The following is a 15,943-nucleotide window of genomic DNA, read 5'->3' as shown; positions in this document are numbered from 1 at the left end:
GTTACCTTCCCGCGGTCAGCGGATACGTTTCCTTCATAACTGTTGCAAAGGCCTGTGCCGCCGGTGAGAGCTCGCGGCCAGTGCGGGTGGCAATGTAGAACGAGCGCACCACCTGCAGTCCCTTCACATCGATCGCAGCCAGTTCTCCCCGCTCCAGTTCCCGTCCTGTCGAGAGCTCCGACATGAAGGCCACTCCAACTCCTGAAGTCACCGCCTGTTTTACCGCTTCGTTGCTCCCCAGCCTCGCTTTTATCGTCAGTTTGTCGATACTGATTCCCGCCTGCTGAAGCGCAGCGGCGAGGGCCTTGCCGGTCCCCGAGCCGTCTTCCCTGAGGATCAGCGGTTCTTCGATGAGGTCTGCCAAGGCGATCTCATCCCTGTCTCGCCAGCGATGTCCGTGACCGATGACCAGGCGGATTCGATCCCGCACCAGCGGTTCGAAATCGACATCCTCACGGGAATCGGCGCTTCCTACTATCCCTATTTCAACGGTTTCCCTTGTCAGTTTTTCAAGTATCTCATGGCTGTCCCCTTGGACCAAGGTTACCTGGAGTCCGGGAAATCGTTCCAGCAGAAGGGGGAGGGCCGCCGGTATCAGGTAATCGCCGGGAATGTTGCTGCCACCGACCCGGAGCACCGCCTCTTCTACCCCTCTGAAGCGGCGCATGACATGTCCAACTGTTGTGACGTCTGCAAGGATCTGCCGGGCGTGGTCATGCAGGAGCTTTCCCCCTTCGGTCATGAGGGCGCCCCGGCCGGTCCGGTCGAGTAGCCTGAGGTCGAACTCTTTCTCCAGCGCGGCGATATGCTGGCTCACGGTGGACTGGGTGAGAAAAGTCGCCTCGGCCCCCCGGGAAAAGCTCCCCGTATCGGCTACTGCCAGAAATACTTCCAATTGTTTAAGGTTCATAGAGCACCATTTAAAAATACGATACAACTTATCGGCAACATGAAAATTATCAATTTGCATTGTGGCTGTCAATGGCTTATTAATGTTCGGCCTTGTGTGGCGTACAGTTGCTTGTGTCAGGGGAAAGCATATGAAAAGAATGCTAGTGGTGCTGGTGCTCGTTGGGAATATCCTCTCGGGGGCTTCGGCCTGGGCCGGCAGCCGGTCCGGTGTTGTTACGGTTGAGGTGGACCTTTCGGCCCAGGAAAAGGGAGAGGAAGCGAAGTTGTGGCTGCCCTATCCAACTTCAGATAATGATCAACTGGTGAGCAGTGTCAGCGTTACCGGCGACTACGCGGAGAGCGGTGTCTATACGGACAGGGTCAACGGTACGTCGATACTCTATGCCCGCTGGGAGAAGGGAGCACAGAGCCGCAAACTGACGCTTTCCTTTGCCGTGGAGCGTCAGGAGGTGCTGCGACGTGAGCTTCCCCAGAGAGAGAAGCCCTGGAATAAGGCTGATTTCGCACCCTATCTTGCGGCCACCACTCTCGGTCCCCTTGACGGCGAGGTGAAGAAACTGGCCGACAGCATCACCAACGGGAAGAAGACCGTCCTGGAGAAGGCGCGGGCCATCTACGACTGGACCTGCGAAAACACCTACCGTGATCCCGCCACCCGCGGCTGCGGCAAGGGGGACGTCTGTGCCCTTCTCCCGAAACCAGGAGGGAAATGCACCGACATCTCCTCGGTTTTCATCGCCCTCTGCCGGGCGGCCGGGGTTCCGGCCCGGGAGATATTCGGTATCCGCCTCGGGAAAAAGGAGGCGGAGGACATTACCACCTGGCAGCATTGCTGGGCGGAGTTCTTTCTGCCGGGCTACGGCTGGGTGCCTGTCGATCCGGCCGATGTGCGGAAGGCGATGCTTACGGAAAAACTGGAACTGAAGAATCCGGAGACAGCCGAATACCGTGCCTATTTCTGGGGGGGAATCGACCCGTACCGGGTCAAGCTGGCGATGGGGCGTGACCTTGTCCTCAACCCGCCCCAGGCCGGGGCTCCCTTGAACACCTTTGGCTATCCCTATGCCGAGATCGGGGGAAAGGCCCTCGATTTCTATGAGCCGAAGAGCTTCGCCTACCGGATCAGCTATCGCGAAAAGTAAGTGATATTACTAAGACCGAAGCTGACCACTCGTCATGCCCCCCTCCTTCCTCCCCCCTCCAGGGGGAGAACTCTTTGCCCTCCCCCAGCGGGGGAGGGATGGGTGGGGGAAGAAACGATGTCGAGTAGTCAGCATGTTCCTTAGTAAGACAGGGAGATTGTGGGAAAGGCCGCAGCTACGGAAAGCTGCGGCCTTTCTTCGTTCGGTCAAACGACCGGACCCAGGGGAAGCAGGATGGTGAAGCGGGTTCCCTGGCCGGCCGAACTCTCCACGCTTATCCGGCCGTGGTGCTCCTCCACGATCCGCTGGGTTATGGAGAGCCCCAGACCGGTGCCCGCACCCTTGCGGGTGAAGAACGGCTCGAAGATGAGAGGGATATCTTTGGCCGGGATGCCGGGACCGCTGTCGGCAACGGTGATGACCGCCATTCCCTCGTGGAACCCCGTTTGTACTTCGATCTTTCCCCCGTCGGGCATGGCTTCCAGCGCATTCTTGACGATGTTGAGGAGGGACTGCTTGATCTTTTCTCCGTCGAAGGGGAAGGAGGGGAGAAGGGTCGGCACGAAGCTGAGTTCAACCTTCTGTCGCTCGCATTCCCGCTTCAGGAGTAGAAAGGTGTCTTGAAGTACACGGTTGAGGTCTCCCTCGACAAACTGCACCTTGGGAGGGGAGGCGAAATTGAGAAGTGCCGCTATCAGCCGTTCGACCCGTTCGATCTCCGTCAGGGCCTTTCCCATCAGCGCCTTGCTGTCTGCATCGAGACCGGTCCGGTCGTGGAGATCGTCGAGCAGAAGGGAGATGCCGGTCAGGGGGTTGCGAACCTCGTGGGCGATGCCGGCGGAGAGCTTGCCGAGGGAGGCGAGCCGGTCCATCCGGGTCATTTCTTCCCGAAGCTCCTCTTTTTCCGTCTCGTCCCGCATGGTGACGGTGATACCGCCAGCTGCATTCTCGTAGATGGGGAAAAAGCCGACCTCGAAATAACGGGTACGGCCCTCCTGGTCCATGGTCAACGGTTCTCGTCCGTAGGTTTTCTCCCCGGCCAGTACCCGTTTGATACGGGTTGGCATGTCCCCCCATTGGCGGAAGGCATCACGGTAATGAGTGCCGGGTTCTCCCGCTGCGCCGAGTAAACGCCGACCGGTGCCGTTGATGGAGGTGAGGGTGCCGTCGGGGGCGATGGTCTGGATAGCGCTGGAGATACTGTCGACGATGCTTTCCTTGAAGTTCCGCTCGGTGCGGAGTTCTTCCAGCGTCTGGAGCAGGTTGTTCTTGCGTTGCTCCAGTTCCCCAGCCATCCGGTTGAAGCTTTCTGCCAGCTCCCCCACCTCGTCACCGCTGATTACTTCAACCCTGCTGCCGCTGTCGTCGGCGGCAAGTCGCCGGGCCCGGTCGGTGAGGACCGCCAGGGGGCGGGTGATCCCCCGCGACAGGAACCAGGCGCAGAGGACGACCAGGAGAGACGTAAGGGCGACAATGAATGCGCTCGTGGTGATATGATCTTGCAGCTGCCGGTTGATGAGGCTAACGCTGGTGCGGGCTGCTTCACGGAACTGGTCCGTCTGAAAGCCAATGGTCACACCGCCAAAGATCCCATATCGGCCGTACTCGCCGGTCCGGTAGAGGATCGGGGCGAAGGCCATCAGCTTGGTCGCTCCCCCCACGTTGGTGATGTCGACGTAACCGCTCTTCTTTTCCCGCACCAGGCGGGCCACCACTGGATAATTGGGGTGGACGAACCCGGCATTGTCCAGATTATAAGGGATGCGGCCGGTGGCCACATCTTCCTTGGTGGAGGTGGCTGTGTAGGGGGGGATGAGCTTGCCGCTGCGGTCCAGGCCGCGGATGTCCCATAACTTGGGATGGGTGATGATCCATCCCTCGTCGTCGAAGAGGAAGGCGTAATTGCCGCTCTGGTAGGAGGGGAAGACCGTCGTGGAGTTCTTGCCGGGGAGGATGTGCTGTGAAAATTCCATCAGGTGGCGGTGGTCGAGGGAGAGGACGGCAATGCCGGCGAATTCCCCCCGACTGTCTACCAGTGGGGTAGCGAAGCGAATGACTCCTCGGTATTCCTTGCCATGTAGGGCTGATTCCGGATCTGCGGCGCCGGCCAACTGTTCCTGCTTCGAAATATGGAAGCCGGCCAGATGGGATACGTAAATCTCACCCGGCTTGAGATTCCGGGCTTTCCGGAAATACTCTTCGCTCTTGAACTCGGTGTTGGCGGGTATGGAGACGTCGCGCAACTCATTCGGAGAGAGGATGCGTCCCTCACGAATAACGAAAGTTTCCCGGCCGGCCCGGTTGACTATGGCCAGGGAGGCGTAACGGGGAATCCATTCCCGGCTTTCACCGGGACCCTTCGGTGTTGCGACCCGGTGCCAGACTTCACCCCGTCGGCTGTCATAGAAGACCTTGAGGGTTCGCGGGTCATGGGGAAGGGCGGCGAGGAGCTTCAGGTCTCCTTCGCAAGCGGTGAGAAAGTCTGTGATGTTTTCCGCCACCTGTTCGGCCTTAAGTTTCAGACTTTCCGATGCTTCCTGGTCGGCGGTGGCGGCAATACGGGCGGCCAGTTTCTCCCGGGTATTCCCCAGGTTGACCGTCAGGAGCAACGAGGAAACCAGGAGCGGCAGCAGGGAGATGAGAAGCATGGCGAGGAGTATCTTTTTGAACAGTGTGAGTCGTTTCATCGCCGACCCCCAGCCATGCGGCTGCTTTCAGGGCAGCGCCGCAGGTAGTACATGAAGAAAGGCCCGGCGAGAGCGCCGGCACCGGCAGTGGAAAAGGCGATCCCCCAGTCTACCGCAATGCCGGGAAGGGGCTGCCAGCCGCGACAAAGATCGAGTGCCCAGCCGAAAACGGTCGGTGAGATCATGCCGAGGGTGTACCCGATGAGGGACTGCATCCCCATGGCTGCTCCCAGGTAGCCCGGGGCCACCAGTTCGGTCAGACCGGTGGAGAAGACCGGCGATTCGGCGGCGATCACGTAACCGTAGATCAGTCCTGCCGTGAGGGCGACGTAGGGGGGCAAGTTGATGAGCCAGCCGAAACAGAAGGAACAGATGGCACTGAGCGACATGACGAGGGTGATGGTTCTGGTTCGTCCCAACCGGTCGGAAAGGGTGCCGGTAATGGCGGTGGAAAAGGTGCCGATGCCCGTTATGACCGCAGCCGCTGTAGCTGCCCAGCCGGTGGCCTTGCCCTGAGAGATTCCGTGGCCGATAAGGAGGGATGCGTAGAAGGGGGCAAGCCAGCTCCGCATGCCGTACATCTCCCACATGTGTGAAGCGTAGCCGAGGATCATGAGGAAGGCTGGCTTGTTGCGGACAATCTCGCCGCGGAAGCCGTGCTCTATGCGGGCGTGAACCGCTGGTCGGTAACCGCGGAATACGGGGAGAGACAGAAGCGCACCGAGGTAGACGCCGATGGAGCAGACAACGAATGCCGTGCGCCAGCCGGCTATGGCGGCAACGCCTCCCGTTACGGCCAGCGACAGGGAAGCGCCCAGCATCAGAGCCCCGACGTAAATGCCGACCGCCTTGCCCCGTTCGTGGGAGGCAAACTTCTCCGCCACCATCTTCAGCCCCGGCATGTAAGTCCCCCCCATGCCGATGCCGGTAAGGGCCCGTAGCACCATGGCGGAAAGGTAGTCGTGGGCGTAGAGGGCAAAAAGAAGGTTGGCGGTACCGGACCAGAGGATTGACATGATGAAGATGTTGCGGGTGTTGAGCCGGTCGGTAAGGACGCTGAGAATAACGCCAGACGCGATATAACCGAGCTGGTAGACGGAGAAGATGCTCCCCGCCATGGTGTTGTTCATTCCCCATTCCTGTTTGAGGAGCGGAAGGATGGCGGAATAGTTGATGAACACCAGCATGATGAAGCACTGGGCAAGGCAGAGCAGGAGGAGCCAGCGGGTTTTTTCGCTCATGGGGTGCCATCCTGTATGAATCGGTGACGGGGCGGGAAGTCTGAATTAATGAGACGGACAATTATAGCGGTTTTTATGGGGTTGGGCAACGGGTTTGGCTGGGAATGGAGAAGAACAAAAAGGGGGGAAAGATCGCTTTCCCCCCTGCTGCCTTGTTTCCTTCCGTGATTTATTCTACCTTGAGCTGCCGACCGGATCTTTGATCGGTTGTTTTGGGGATCCGCACTTCAAGCATGCCGTCCTTGAAGCTGGCCTTGGCGTGGTCGGTGTCTATGCCGCTCGGCAGGTTCAAGGTCCGGCTGAACGATCCTTGGGACCGTTCCATCCGGAAATAGTCCTTCCGTTCCAGCTTTTCTTCGGTTTTTTTCTCGCCGGATATGATGATAGCGTTATCCATCAGCCGAACGTCGATATCGTCTCGTTCCATTCCCGGAAGTTCGGCCTTCACGACAATGGTGTCTTTTTCTTCGTAGACATCAACGCTCGGATAGACCATACCTCTGCTCCCCAGTTCGTGGAACAACCGCCTGAAGGGGAGCATCCCCGTCGAGAAGAAGGACCGGTTGAAGGATTCTTCCATCAATCGTTCCATTTCGTCCATCATGCTGGGGAGCCCGCTTTTTTCACTTTCAGCATGTAGCCCCTGACCTACGAGATTCCCGGTTTTTTTTGTTTCTTCGCTTTCAGGGTGTTCCCTGCCGACTGCTTTCAGTAAGGTGTTTTTTCTCATCATCGACACCCCTTTCTTCGTATCACATTGTTACTTTCTGAAATCATTATATAAATATTGAAAAAGAAAATCAATATTGAGATATTTAGGCAGATGGTCATTTCCATGTCTTTGCTCTTGTGGTATCGTTAGTCGGACGAAGGAGGGAGTAATGACGGTGACGGGAATCGGGCAGTGTAGTTGGGATTTCCTGGCGACGGTTGATGGTTATCCTCTGGTCGACAGCAAGCAGGAAGTGCTGCAGTGGGAGGAGCAGGGGGGCGGGCCGGTTGCGACCGCATTGGTTGCGCTGTCACGACTTGATATAGCCGGGAGGTTTCATGGCGTGGTCGGCGACGACAGTCTGGGGGAGCTCATTCGCGGTTCGCTTGTCGCGGAAGGAGTGGACTGCCAAGGTCTTGTCGCGCGTTCCGGAGCAGTCTCCCAGCGGGCTTTCATCGTGGTCGAACAAGAGAGCGCCAGCCGTACCATCTTCTGGCAGCGACCGACCGGTGGGCCACTCTCGCCGGCGGAACTTCCGGTCGGTTATCTGGATGACAGCCGTTTCCTTCTGCTCGATGGCCTCATGGCAGATGTCTCCCTTGTTGCGGCAAAGGACGCCCGTCTGCGTGGCATCCCGGTGATGCTCGATGCGGGGCGGCTTCGTCCCGGCATGGCCGAACTGGCAGAGTTATGCGATTACGTGGTGGCCGGCGAACAGTTTGCCTTCGATCTGGGATGGGATGGAGAAGCCGGTTCGTTTGCCGACTTCGCCCGGTCAGTCGGGGCACCAGTGGTTACCGTAACCTGTGGCGTGCGGGGGAGTCTTACCTGGTCGGGAAGCGAAGTGATACACCAGTCGGCCTTTCCCGTGACAGCAGTTGATACCACAGGGGCGGGGGATGTGTTCCATGGGGGCTACGTGTTCGGTCTGCTGCAGGGGTGGGACCTGTCGGCAGTGCTCCCCTTCGCCAGTGCCATGGCTGCCCTGAAATGCACCCGGCTGGGGGGACGGAGCGGCATTCCCGATCTTTCGCGGGTCATGGACTTTCTGGGAGAGCAGGGGATTCCTATCCCGCAGAAGTAATACCAATTCCACATCAAGGCGCTATCTGCGTTGGCTCGTCTTCGGCCCCTCAACGTACTATCTGTACGCCTGCGTCGCCTCAATCCTCGCCACCTTGATTTCATCCTTGATCTGAAATTGGTATAACATCGGTCAGCTGAGGAGAGAAAAGACAAGGGGAAGCTCCCGTCGGAAGCCTCCCCTTGTGCTACAGCCACCTCCGAAATACAGAGGTTCAGTTTTCGGTCAGGACATGCTCGTCGTAGAGATTCTCCACCCGCAGTTTGTGCCCTTTTTCCACATCGGCGAAGACCTGAAGGGTCTTCTTCAGTTTCGGGTCATCGGTCATTTCCGCCGCCGCCTTGTAAAGCTGGTAGGCGGCCTCTTCCGTCTTGATAGCGTACGTGAGAATCTCCTGGTAGGTCATATTCGGCCGGAGCGGGATATCCACCAGGTACTCGCTCAGTTTCATGTCGGGTGCGGTGCGGGCGCCAAACCCCGCGGCCTCCGCCAGGTCGATCTTGCTGAAGACCTCCTTGTGTCCCTTCTCTTCGGCGGCCATTTCCTCGAACATCTTGCGGGCGGCGATACTCGTGCTCGTTTCTGCCGCGTTCTTATAGAGCTGATAGGCGGTTTCTTCCCGCTGTACGGCGAATTTAATGATCTCTTCCAGTGTGGTGAATCCCATCAATGCCTCCTCATGGATAGTTTGTTCAGCGGGGGAGTACCTCTACCCCTGGTACTCCTCGAAGTTATCTCGGCTGGCGCCGCACTCCGGGCAGGTTTCCGGCGGTTCCAGCCCTTCATGGATATAATCGCAGATGACGCATCTCCACTTTTTCATGCCGTTCCCCCTTTCATATCGTTGGCTGCAGGCATACAGGTATCAGGCTGCACCGGTTGTATCGGGGCAGCACGGTGTATGCAAAATTATGGCAAGTGGCATGGATTGTCAATATTGTTTTATGAATTCGTCAAACATCATTTAACGTTCGCTCCGAATTCCACCCTGCTCCCCCGTTCACCTTCCTTTGACGGTGCCTTGTAGATATCGTCACGCTTCAGGAACAGCCGTTCCGCGGGAAGTTTCCCCTTTTCCAGAAGGAAATTCTGTACCGCCGTCGCCCGGTCCCGTGCCAGAGTGCCCAGTTGCTCGTCACCGACCGTCGTGTTGGTGATGATCAGCTTTTTCATCTCATCGTCGGGCAGATCCTTGACGAAGCCGATGACGTTACGGGGTTTCGGGAACTTTTCCTTGCGGTACACCTCCTTAAGCAGGCGGGAATATTCATCGGGGAGGACCTCGACGTTGTCGGGGGTCTGGTCCGGCCTGTTCTGCTTGCTCTTGACCAGGGCGAGAAATTTTTCCCCCTTGAGCTTTTTGTTGAGGAGCTCCGTCCGATACCCTTCCCGGTCTTTATTGCGGTCAACGAAACCGGATATTTCCAGGTTTATGGACGGCCGTTCATTGAGAGAGCCCGCAAGCTTGAGGAGCTTCTCCTGTTCAGCCGGAACGAGTGTGGCGCTGCCGGGAGCGAAGCCGACACTGCTGAAATCGTCTGCACCGCCAAACGCCGACAGAAGCGCGAGTGGCGATGTGGCAGCCTTGACGAGGAGATTTTTCAACATCTGGAGGACCACGCTCCAGACACTGAATTTCGGGTCGTCCGTCCGCCCGGTCACCGGCAGGTCGAGGTGGATTTCCCCCTTGCGGTCCTTGAGGAGTGCCACGGCAAGCCGGACGGGTAGACTGGTCGCGCGGTCGCTTTCAACCTTTTTGCCGAAGGTGAACTGGTCGATGAACACCTTGTTTTCCGAGGTGAGTGCCTTCTTGTCGATCAGGTATTTCAGGTCGAGGGAGAGTTTCCCTTTTTCCACCGTATAGCCCAGGTAGGTGCCGGAATAGGGGGTGACGGGAGTCAAATCGATGTCGGTGAAACTCACCTTGAGGTCGGCAAACAGATCGTTCCTGAGGGGGTTGAGCGTGCCGGTAATCTGGAGCGGCGACTGGTTTTCCAGGTTTCCCCGCAGGTCGACGTCGGCGAAACGATTTTCCTCCGAGGAGAGACCGCTCACCCGACCCCCCAGATGGTAGAAGGTGGTGGCAAAGCCACCGGGGAGATGACGGTCGCTGAAAGCGAGGGTTCCTTCCTGGATGGTCACGGCGCCGATCCTGACCTGCCGTTCTGCCGTGGCTGGCGCAGGTGAGGGGGGGGCCATCGACGGTGGCGGAGCCACGGCTGTTTGCGGGGGAGTGGAAGCGGCTTCCTTCTTGGTAAGATTCTGGAGGTTAAGGGTGCCGTCCTTGTTTACCACGATGCGGGAGTAGACGTTGTTGAGAGCAACTTCCCTGATGGCAAGGGAGAAGGGGGTTATGGTTCCCTTGATATCATCCAGTTGCAGGCTTTCCCACTTGAGCAGGTCCTCCGATTCCACCGTGTCCAGGCAATAGAAAGAGCGAACGCCGAGAGTCCCTGCGTAACTCCCTGACAGTTCTCTGCCCGGCTCCTTGGCCAGGGCAATTGACATGCGGGTGTCGATGGTTCCGTCTGCCACGTAGAGATTGAGATTTTCCGGCAGGTATGCTTCGAAGTCGCGGAGAGCAAGCTTCTTCAGCTCCACGTTTCCTTTGAGTTTCAGAGGTGAGGGAAGGACAGTTCCATTTGCCCGGACACTCCCCTGTTTGCCAACTTGGCTGGTCAGGGTGAAAGGTATCGATCCGAACCGGGGACCGGTAATGTTTGCCAAAGTGAATTGCAGGCGCCGCAAATTGATGACTGCTGCGTCCTTCTGCGCCCGGTCGGTGAAGGTTATTCCAATACCACTGCCGCCGACCTTGCGGAGCTTGTAGGTAAAAGGTTTGGTCTCTTTCCCCTTCGGAGTTACCCCCGTTGCCGTGGCAGGCGCAGTTCCTGCTGGCGTACGGAGGAGGTGCATGGGGGAAAGGGTACCGTCTTTTTCCCGGGAAATTTGACAGGAAACACCCTTCATGTCCACGAGTTCGACGGTGGCGTTTTGCTCTTTAAGATTAATGCTCCCCCCTCCGATGACCAGCTGGTTCATCCGGATCCCTTCACCGGGAGCAAAGGTAGAAGCGAGGTTGTTGCCGGTCACCGCCAGTCGTTCAAGGGTAAGTCCCGCGTTCCGGTCAAAGGCAAGGTGGCCGGTCAGGTCGACCGAGCCAGCGACCGGAGCGGTCAGCACACCGGCCAGGTAGGGGTAGTAGGCGCCAAGGGCAATGCCCCGGACAGTCAGGTCGGCTGAGACAGCGAGGGGTTCAACCGCCGCTGTTCCTGTCGCCTCAAGAGACTCGTTGCGACCGCTTCGGCACGCGAAGTTCCAGCGAGCGACTTGTCCTGCTGCCATGCTGAAGTCTGAGAGAGAAAGAGTGACCTTTTCAAGTTTTCCCTGAAATCCCCCAGGCGGAAGACGATCGTTGAACTGTATCGAGCCGTTGGTGAACTTCAGTGCAGAGAGCTTCAGTGTCGGTTTCGGTGCCTGCTTGTCAGCTTTGTCCTTGTCCGGATCCGGTTTGGGTGTGGCTGGCGCAGTCTGTTTGCCTTTCAAGCGCTCAAAATTCCATTGTCCCGAGGCATACCGTTCCAGATAGGCAGCGGTTCCGTCCAACTCGAGCGTGGCCAGATCGAAGTTCTGCCCGAAGATGGCCGCCTTGTTGATCTGCGCTGCAAGCCGGTGGAGAGCAATGAGTGGGGCCCCGCTCTTTTCCCTGACATCGAGTCCCGTCAGTTCAAGGCGACCGGCAAGGCCCAGATCGGGCTTGTTCCGGGCTGAGACCTGGTAGCTCAATTCCAGGTCGGTAGAGAGCTTGCCTGACCTGATGCCGACCGGTACGGCAACGGGAAGGTAGGCGAGGTAGTAGGGTAGATCGAAATCCCTGAGCTTGAGGTTGAGCGATGTCTCCATTGTCTTGGCGAGGGGTTTCAGCTTGCCGGTTGCGGAGAGCTCGGCTCCGTTGATTACGGCGCTGAAGCGGGGTGCAACGTATTTGTCGGCGAGGTAGGGTATGGTACTGAAAAACGGCACCGCGATCTCCATCCGCCTGACCGTGTGATTGGTCGGTTTGTGTGCGGCCAGATCATGAAAATCTATGGCTCCGCCTCTGATGACGATGTTGTTGAGTGAGAACGGAAAGGGTTTTGAAGGTTTCGCATCCTTTTTTGGCGTGACCAGGTCGGTGAAGTTATAGGTGTTGGCAGCGGAACGGACTATGTTGACGTACGGAGACGCCACCTCTATCCGGGAGACGATAAGCGCACGCCGTACCAGGGATGCCGGGCTGACGGAAACCCTGACGCTGCTGAAAGAGGCGAAGGTGGTCGTGGCCCCCTTTTCCGCCAGCCGAAAGTCCGTAACGCGTGCACTCAAGGTAAGCGGGTTGATGGCAACTTTTGTTATTGAGGCCTTTCGTCCGGTGGCTTCTTCAATCTTTTCAACTGCCACATTCCGTAAGATGGAAGGGAGCACGAAGGCTGCGAAGAGCAGGCTGACGATAAACAGTACAACCGCACCGATCAATATTTTGCGCCGGATGGACATGGCTTGGCCTCTGATGGAAAGGGTCTTTAAAGAAGCAGAAACAAAAAAAGGCCGCACTCCGGGGAGTGCGGCCATGTTCACATGATGGTTATTTCTGGATGACGCACTCGAAGTTGGCTTCGATGCGACGATTTTTCGCCCGGCCTTCCGCCGTCTTGTTGCTGGCAACCGGGTTGTCGTAGCTATGACCCTTGGCGGTGAGACGTTCCGGTTTAATGCCGAAATTCTTGATGAGGTAATCCCGGACGGCCTCGGCGCGCTTCTGGGAGAGCTTCTGGTTGAACTTGTACGTACCGACGTTGTCAGTGTAGCCGTCGATAGTTCCCGTAACGAAATCGTACTTGTTCAGGAAGTCTCCGGCCTTCTTGATCTCATCGTGATACTTGGGTTTCACGACTGCCTTGTTGGTGTCGAATAGGACGCCGAGGACTATGCAGACCTTTTCAGGCGGCGGTGCCTGCACGGTCAGGTTGGTGGTGCTGGTGGTCTTGCCTCCCGGTCCATTGCAGGTGAGGGTGTAGGTGGTGTCCGCCGCGGGGGAGACCGAAATGGAATTCTGCGTCTGGACGCCACCGCCCGGTTCGACGGTGCAATCCGTAGTGTTTTCCGAAGACCAGGCGAGAGTTGCCGCTTGTCCCCTGGTGATGGTGGTTGGGGTTACGGATATTTTACTCGTCGGTGCGGGGGGCGGAGGCGGCGGTGCTACCTCTTTCTTGACAGGAGCCGGGGCCGGCTCCGGAGCCGGAGCTGGCGGCGGCGGTGCCGGGGCAGCCACGGGCGCGGGGGCCGGTTTCTCGCCGCCGAACTGGAAGTAGACACCCAGGGCGTATTCCAGGTTGTTCACGCTCTGCTTTGCGGTTGAATCAGAGGGAGTTACCATACTGTTGATGATCAGGTCGCGAACATCACCCCGTAACGCGATGTTGTCGGTAAAGAAGTACTTGAAACCGCCACCCGCGGAAAACGCGCCGTGCGTATCACTCTTCGCGTTTTCCGGGTCTATGGTCTGGGCGCCATAGCCGGCCGCGAGGTAGGGGACGAACTTGCTTTTCGGCATGAAGTGGTAGAGGAGTTCGCCGCGATAGTTATAGACGTTGTATTTCCCCTGTCCCGGAATGATAAATTTCGCCGCGGTGGGTTCGGTGTGGACGTAGTTGAATACCCCCTCAATACCGAAATTCTCCGTAAAGTTGTAGCCGGCGCGAATGCCGTACATCGGCTCCATTTCAAGGTGCTGGACACCGTCGAACAGGAAGCCGCCGACAAAGGGGGTGAGCCCGAAGGAGCCCGCCTTGACCTCCGCGTGGGCGACCGTGGTTGCGCCGAGCAGTAACAGGCCGCTCAACAGGGTTAAAAGTTTTCTGCGCATTGATTACCTCCTTGGTGGATTGAATTAAGCCGCGCTCCCTTGCTCCAGGGTGGATGTGCAGTTGGGACAACGGCTTGCTTTAATGGGTATGCTGGATACGCAATGGGGACATTCTTTGGTAGCCGGCGGCGGAACTTCCTCTGCTTTTTTCAGCCGGTTGATCTGGCGGATCAGGAGGAAGATGGCAAATGCGACGATGATAAAATCGATGATCGTGTTGATGAACAGTCCGTAGTTGATGGTGGCAGCGCCTGCCTTCTTCGCTTCCGCCAGGGAGGTGTAGCCGGTTCCGGAGAGGTCGATGAACAGGTTCGTGAAGTCAACCTTCCCCATGACCCTGCCGAGGGGGGGCATGAGGATGTCGGCTACGAAGGAGCTGACGATCTTGCCGAAGGCGCCACCGATGATGATACCGACCGCCAGGTCGATCACGTTGCCGCGCATGGCGAATTTCTTGAACTCTTCTAACATTGCTACCTCCTTTCACATAAATTACAAAGTTGCCCGCCTGCTCAGATTCGGGCTGGCCTGGAGAATGCGGACCAGTCGGCTGTTGGGCTGTGCCTTTGTTAATTAAACAAACTGACCTAACCATAGCAGATGTCTGCCGATTGTCAAGGTTACGCTGATGCACATTCTGATTTTATTTGGGTTGTGGTGGTGGATTTGGAGCGGTTGCAAGATGAGAGAGGCGAATGGAATGGGAGAAATGCTCTTTAAAAACGGCTGAGTGGGAAGAAGGATGTTGTTGTTCGCTGTTTCAGGCAGGGAGCATCCATGAAAATTGTGGCAATGGGGTATCTGACGATGGAGCAGGCACCTGTATGCCCATGCCGAGGTCGGGTTGCGCTTCGAAAGTTGCCCAATCAGCCGACTTCGGCATATTCCCGGGCGCGAAACTCTACGCCGATTGACTCGGCAAGCTGTTGCACCTTTGAAATGTCAAGCCCGGGTACGGTCACGGCAGTGGCGACCACGTGGGGGATATACCGCTTTGCCTCGGAAAGGAAAGAGCATACGCCGTTGAAGCCAGCGCTGCCGAAGGGGGTGTTGCAGAGCAGGGTGTAGGTATCGGCGTCGGCGGCGTTGAGGCTGACCGATACGGTGTCTATCAGCCCCGCCAGTTCGGGGAGGATGTTGCGGCCGTAGACCAGGTTCCCCTGACCGTCGGTATTGATCCTGATCCGGACCCCCTTCGGCTTGAGTGCCGTCGCCACATCCTTGATCAGGTCGAGGCGAAGGAGCGGTTCGCCGTAGCCGCAAAAAACCACTTCGTCGTAGCCTGCGGGATCGCCGATGGCGGCCATTACCTCGGTAAAATCCGGTTCATGCTCCAGGTGAAGGTAGTGCCCTTTCACCGTGAAGTCGTCGAACTTGGCACAGAAGGAACAGCGGTTAGAGCAGCGGTTGGTGATGTTGAGATAGAGGGAGTTCCTTATCCGATAGGCGATGCGGGTCTTCTGGGGAGCTGTGCCGATACCGAACAGCCGGTGGGTGTTGAGGGACGTAATCCGCCCCACATCCTCAAGGGAAAGCCCTTTCACCTCCGCCACCTTTTCGGCGGCGAACCGGACATGGGCCGGCTCGTTCCGTTTTCCCCGGCGGGGGACCGGCGCGAGGTAGGGACAATCGGTTTCCAAAAGGAGGTGTTCGATCTTTATTCCCCGCACGACCTCCCGCAGGGAGTCATTGCTGGGGTACGTTACGGTGCCGGGAATGGAGATGTAAAAGCCCATCTCCACGCACTCCCGGGCCATGGCAAGGTCGCCGGAAAAACAGTGGAGGACCCCGCCGACTTCTTCGGCCTTCTCCTCCCGGAGTATTGTCATGACCCGGTCGTGGGCATCCCGGTCGTGGACGATGATCGGCAGCGAAAGTTCCCGTGCCAAACGTATGAAGCGGCGAAATACCGATTCCTGCGCGTCCCGGGGGGAACGGTCACGGTAAAAGTCCAAACCTATCTCGCCGATGGCGACGACCTTTGGGTTTTTTGTCGCCAGTTCCCGTACGACCTCATAACATTTGTCGGTGACCCGGTCGGCATCGTGGGGATGGATCCCCACCGCACAATGAATCTGCTCGTAACTCGTTGCCAGATCGCAGGCCTGCCGGCTCGACTCCAGGTCGGCTCCAACGGTTATGATGTGCGACACTCCGGCCTCGACGGCACGCTGCAACATCTCGGCAAAGTCGACATGGAACTCCTTTCCGTAAATATGGGCGTGGGAGTCTATGAGGGTGACGTCAGCAGTCATGGTAC

The 15,943-nt window shown here is 57.8% G+C and carries 12 protein-coding genes; 2 read left to right on the top strand and 10 right to left on the bottom strand.

Translation table 11 applies throughout. The annotated features are described in order from the left end of the window. Position 1: 1 nt before the first annotated feature. Entirely contained in the window at positions 2–910 is a 909-nt protein-coding gene (locus LDN04_RS14090; RefSeq protein ID WP_223911896.1) for a selenium metabolism-associated LysR family transcriptional regulator, read from the bottom strand. A gap of 130 nt (positions 911–1,040) precedes the next feature. Between LDN04_RS14090 and LDN04_RS14085 the strand changes: the two genes are divergently transcribed. Continuing rightward, complete coding sequence (locus tag LDN04_RS14085) at positions 1,041–2,054, top strand: transglutaminase-like domain-containing protein (RefSeq protein ID WP_223911894.1); 1,014 nt, start codon at positions 1,041–1,043, stop codon at positions 2,052–2,054. 206 nt (positions 2,055–2,260) lie between these two features. Here the strand turns inward: LDN04_RS14085 and LDN04_RS14080 are convergent, their stop codons facing one another. The 3 genes from LDN04_RS14080 to LDN04_RS14070 all read right to left on the bottom strand — a co-directional run bounded on the left by LDN04_RS14080 (position 2,261) and on the right by LDN04_RS14070 (position 6,586). Beyond that, the gene (locus LDN04_RS14080) at positions 2,261–4,741 is read right to left on the bottom strand and encodes an ATP-binding protein (protein WP_223911891.1); all 2,481 of its coding nucleotides are present in this window, start codon (positions 4,739–4,741) and stop codon (positions 2,261–2,263) included. Further along, positions 4,738–5,982, bottom strand: coding sequence for an MFS transporter (locus tag LDN04_RS14075; RefSeq protein ID WP_223911888.1), 1,245 nt, complete (start codon positions 5,980–5,982; stop codon positions 4,738–4,740). The genes LDN04_RS14080 and LDN04_RS14075 overlap by 4 nt, the downstream gene beginning before the upstream one ends. A 169-nt stretch (positions 5,983–6,151) precedes the next feature. After that, positions 6,152–6,586: an Hsp20/alpha crystallin family protein gene (locus LDN04_RS14070; protein WP_223911885.1), complete on the bottom strand. Its 435-nt coding sequence runs from the start codon at positions 6,584–6,586 to the stop codon at positions 6,152–6,154. Between the two features lie 277 nt (positions 6,587–6,863). Between LDN04_RS14070 and LDN04_RS14065 the strand changes: the two genes are divergently transcribed. Beyond that, complete coding sequence (locus tag LDN04_RS14065) at positions 6,864–7,778, top strand: sugar kinase (protein WP_223911881.1); 915 nt, start codon at positions 6,864–6,866, stop codon at positions 7,776–7,778. A 214-nt stretch (positions 7,779–7,992) separates the two neighbouring features. On the opposite strand, the gene LDN04_RS14060 is transcribed toward LDN04_RS14065, so the two are convergent. From LDN04_RS14060 to LDN04_RS14035, 6 genes are all read right to left on the bottom strand, one after another. Continuing rightward, positions 7,993–8,445, bottom strand: a complete 453-nt coding sequence (locus LDN04_RS14060; RefSeq protein ID WP_223911878.1) for a ferritin family protein — start codon at positions 8,443–8,445, stop codon at positions 7,993–7,995. Positions 8,446–8,487: 42 nt separating this feature from the next. Then, positions 8,488–8,601, bottom strand: a complete 114-nt coding sequence (locus LDN04_RS14055) for a rubredoxin-like domain-containing protein (protein ID WP_223911875.1) — start codon at positions 8,599–8,601, stop codon at positions 8,488–8,490. A gap of 137 nt (positions 8,602–8,738) precedes the next feature. Beyond that, the gene (locus LDN04_RS14050; RefSeq protein ID WP_223911871.1) at positions 8,739–12,314 is read right to left on the bottom strand and encodes a DUF748 domain-containing protein; all 3,576 of its coding nucleotides are present in this window, start codon (positions 12,312–12,314) and stop codon (positions 8,739–8,741) included. 88 nt (positions 12,315–12,402) lie between these two features. After that, positions 12,403–13,683, bottom strand: a complete 1,281-nt coding sequence (locus tag LDN04_RS14045; protein ID WP_223911868.1) for an OmpA family protein — start codon at positions 13,681–13,683, stop codon at positions 12,403–12,405. A gap of 24 nt (positions 13,684–13,707) precedes the next feature. Further along, positions 13,708–14,154: a large conductance mechanosensitive channel protein MscL gene (gene mscL / locus LDN04_RS14040; RefSeq protein ID WP_223911865.1), complete on the bottom strand. Its 447-nt coding sequence runs from the start codon at positions 14,152–14,154 to the stop codon at positions 13,708–13,710. 395 nt (positions 14,155–14,549) lie between these two features. Continuing rightward, positions 14,550–15,938 carry a TatD family hydrolase gene (locus LDN04_RS14035; RefSeq protein ID WP_223911861.1) on the bottom strand — a complete coding sequence of 463 codons (1,389 nt, stop codon included), beginning with the start codon at positions 15,936–15,938 and terminating at the stop codon, positions 14,550–14,552. Between the last annotated feature and the right edge of the window lie 5 nt (positions 15,939–15,943).

It is taken from the genome of Geobacter sp. AOG1 (assembly GCF_019972315.1).
Lineage (GTDB): Bacteria > Desulfobacterota > Desulfuromonadia > Geobacterales > Geobacteraceae > Geomobilimonas.
This window is presented reverse-complemented; position numbering and strand designations above follow the sequence as displayed.

Bases quoted from the DNA above. Each gene is read 5' to 3' on its own strand.
- LDN04_RS14065 (WP_223911881.1), top strand. From the start codon at position 6,864: ATGACGGTGACGGGAATCGGGCAGTGTAGTTGGGATTTCCTGGCGACG.
- LDN04_RS14080 (WP_223911891.1), bottom strand. From the start codon at position 4,741: ATGAAACGACTCACACTGTTCAAAAAGATACTCCTCGCCATGCTTCTC.
- LDN04_RS14055 (WP_223911875.1), bottom strand. From the start codon at position 8,601: ATGAAAAAGTGGAGATGCGTCATCTGCGATTATATCCATGAAGGGCTG.
- LDN04_RS14085 (WP_223911894.1), top strand. From the start codon at position 1,041: ATGAAAAGAATGCTAGTGGTGCTGGTGCTCGTTGGGAATATCCTCTCG.
- LDN04_RS14045 (WP_223911868.1), bottom strand. From the start codon at position 13,683: ATGCGCAGAAAACTTTTAACCCTGTTGAGCGGCCTGTTACTGCTCGGC.
- LDN04_RS14050 (WP_223911871.1), bottom strand. From the start codon at position 12,314: ATGTCCATCCGGCGCAAAATATTGATCGGTGCGGTTGTACTGTTTATC.
- mscL (WP_223911865.1), bottom strand. From the start codon at position 14,154: ATGTTAGAAGAGTTCAAGAAATTCGCCATGCGCGGCAACGTGATCGAC.
- LDN04_RS14070 (WP_223911885.1), bottom strand. From the start codon at position 6,586: ATGATGGACGAAATGGAACGATTGATGGAAGAATCCTTCAACCGGTCC.
- LDN04_RS14090 (WP_223911896.1), bottom strand. From the start codon at position 910: ATGAACCTTAAACAATTGGAAGTATTTCTGGCAGTAGCCGATACGGGG.
- LDN04_RS14035 (WP_223911861.1), bottom strand. From the start codon at position 15,938: ATGACTGCTGACGTCACCCTCATAGACTCCCACGCCCATATTTACGGA.
- LDN04_RS14060 (WP_223911878.1), bottom strand. From the start codon at position 8,445: ATGGGATTCACCACACTGGAAGAGATCATTAAATTCGCCGTACAGCGG.
- LDN04_RS14075 (WP_223911888.1), bottom strand. From the start codon at position 5,982: ATGAGCGAAAAAACCCGCTGGCTCCTCCTGCTCTGCCTTGCCCAGTGC.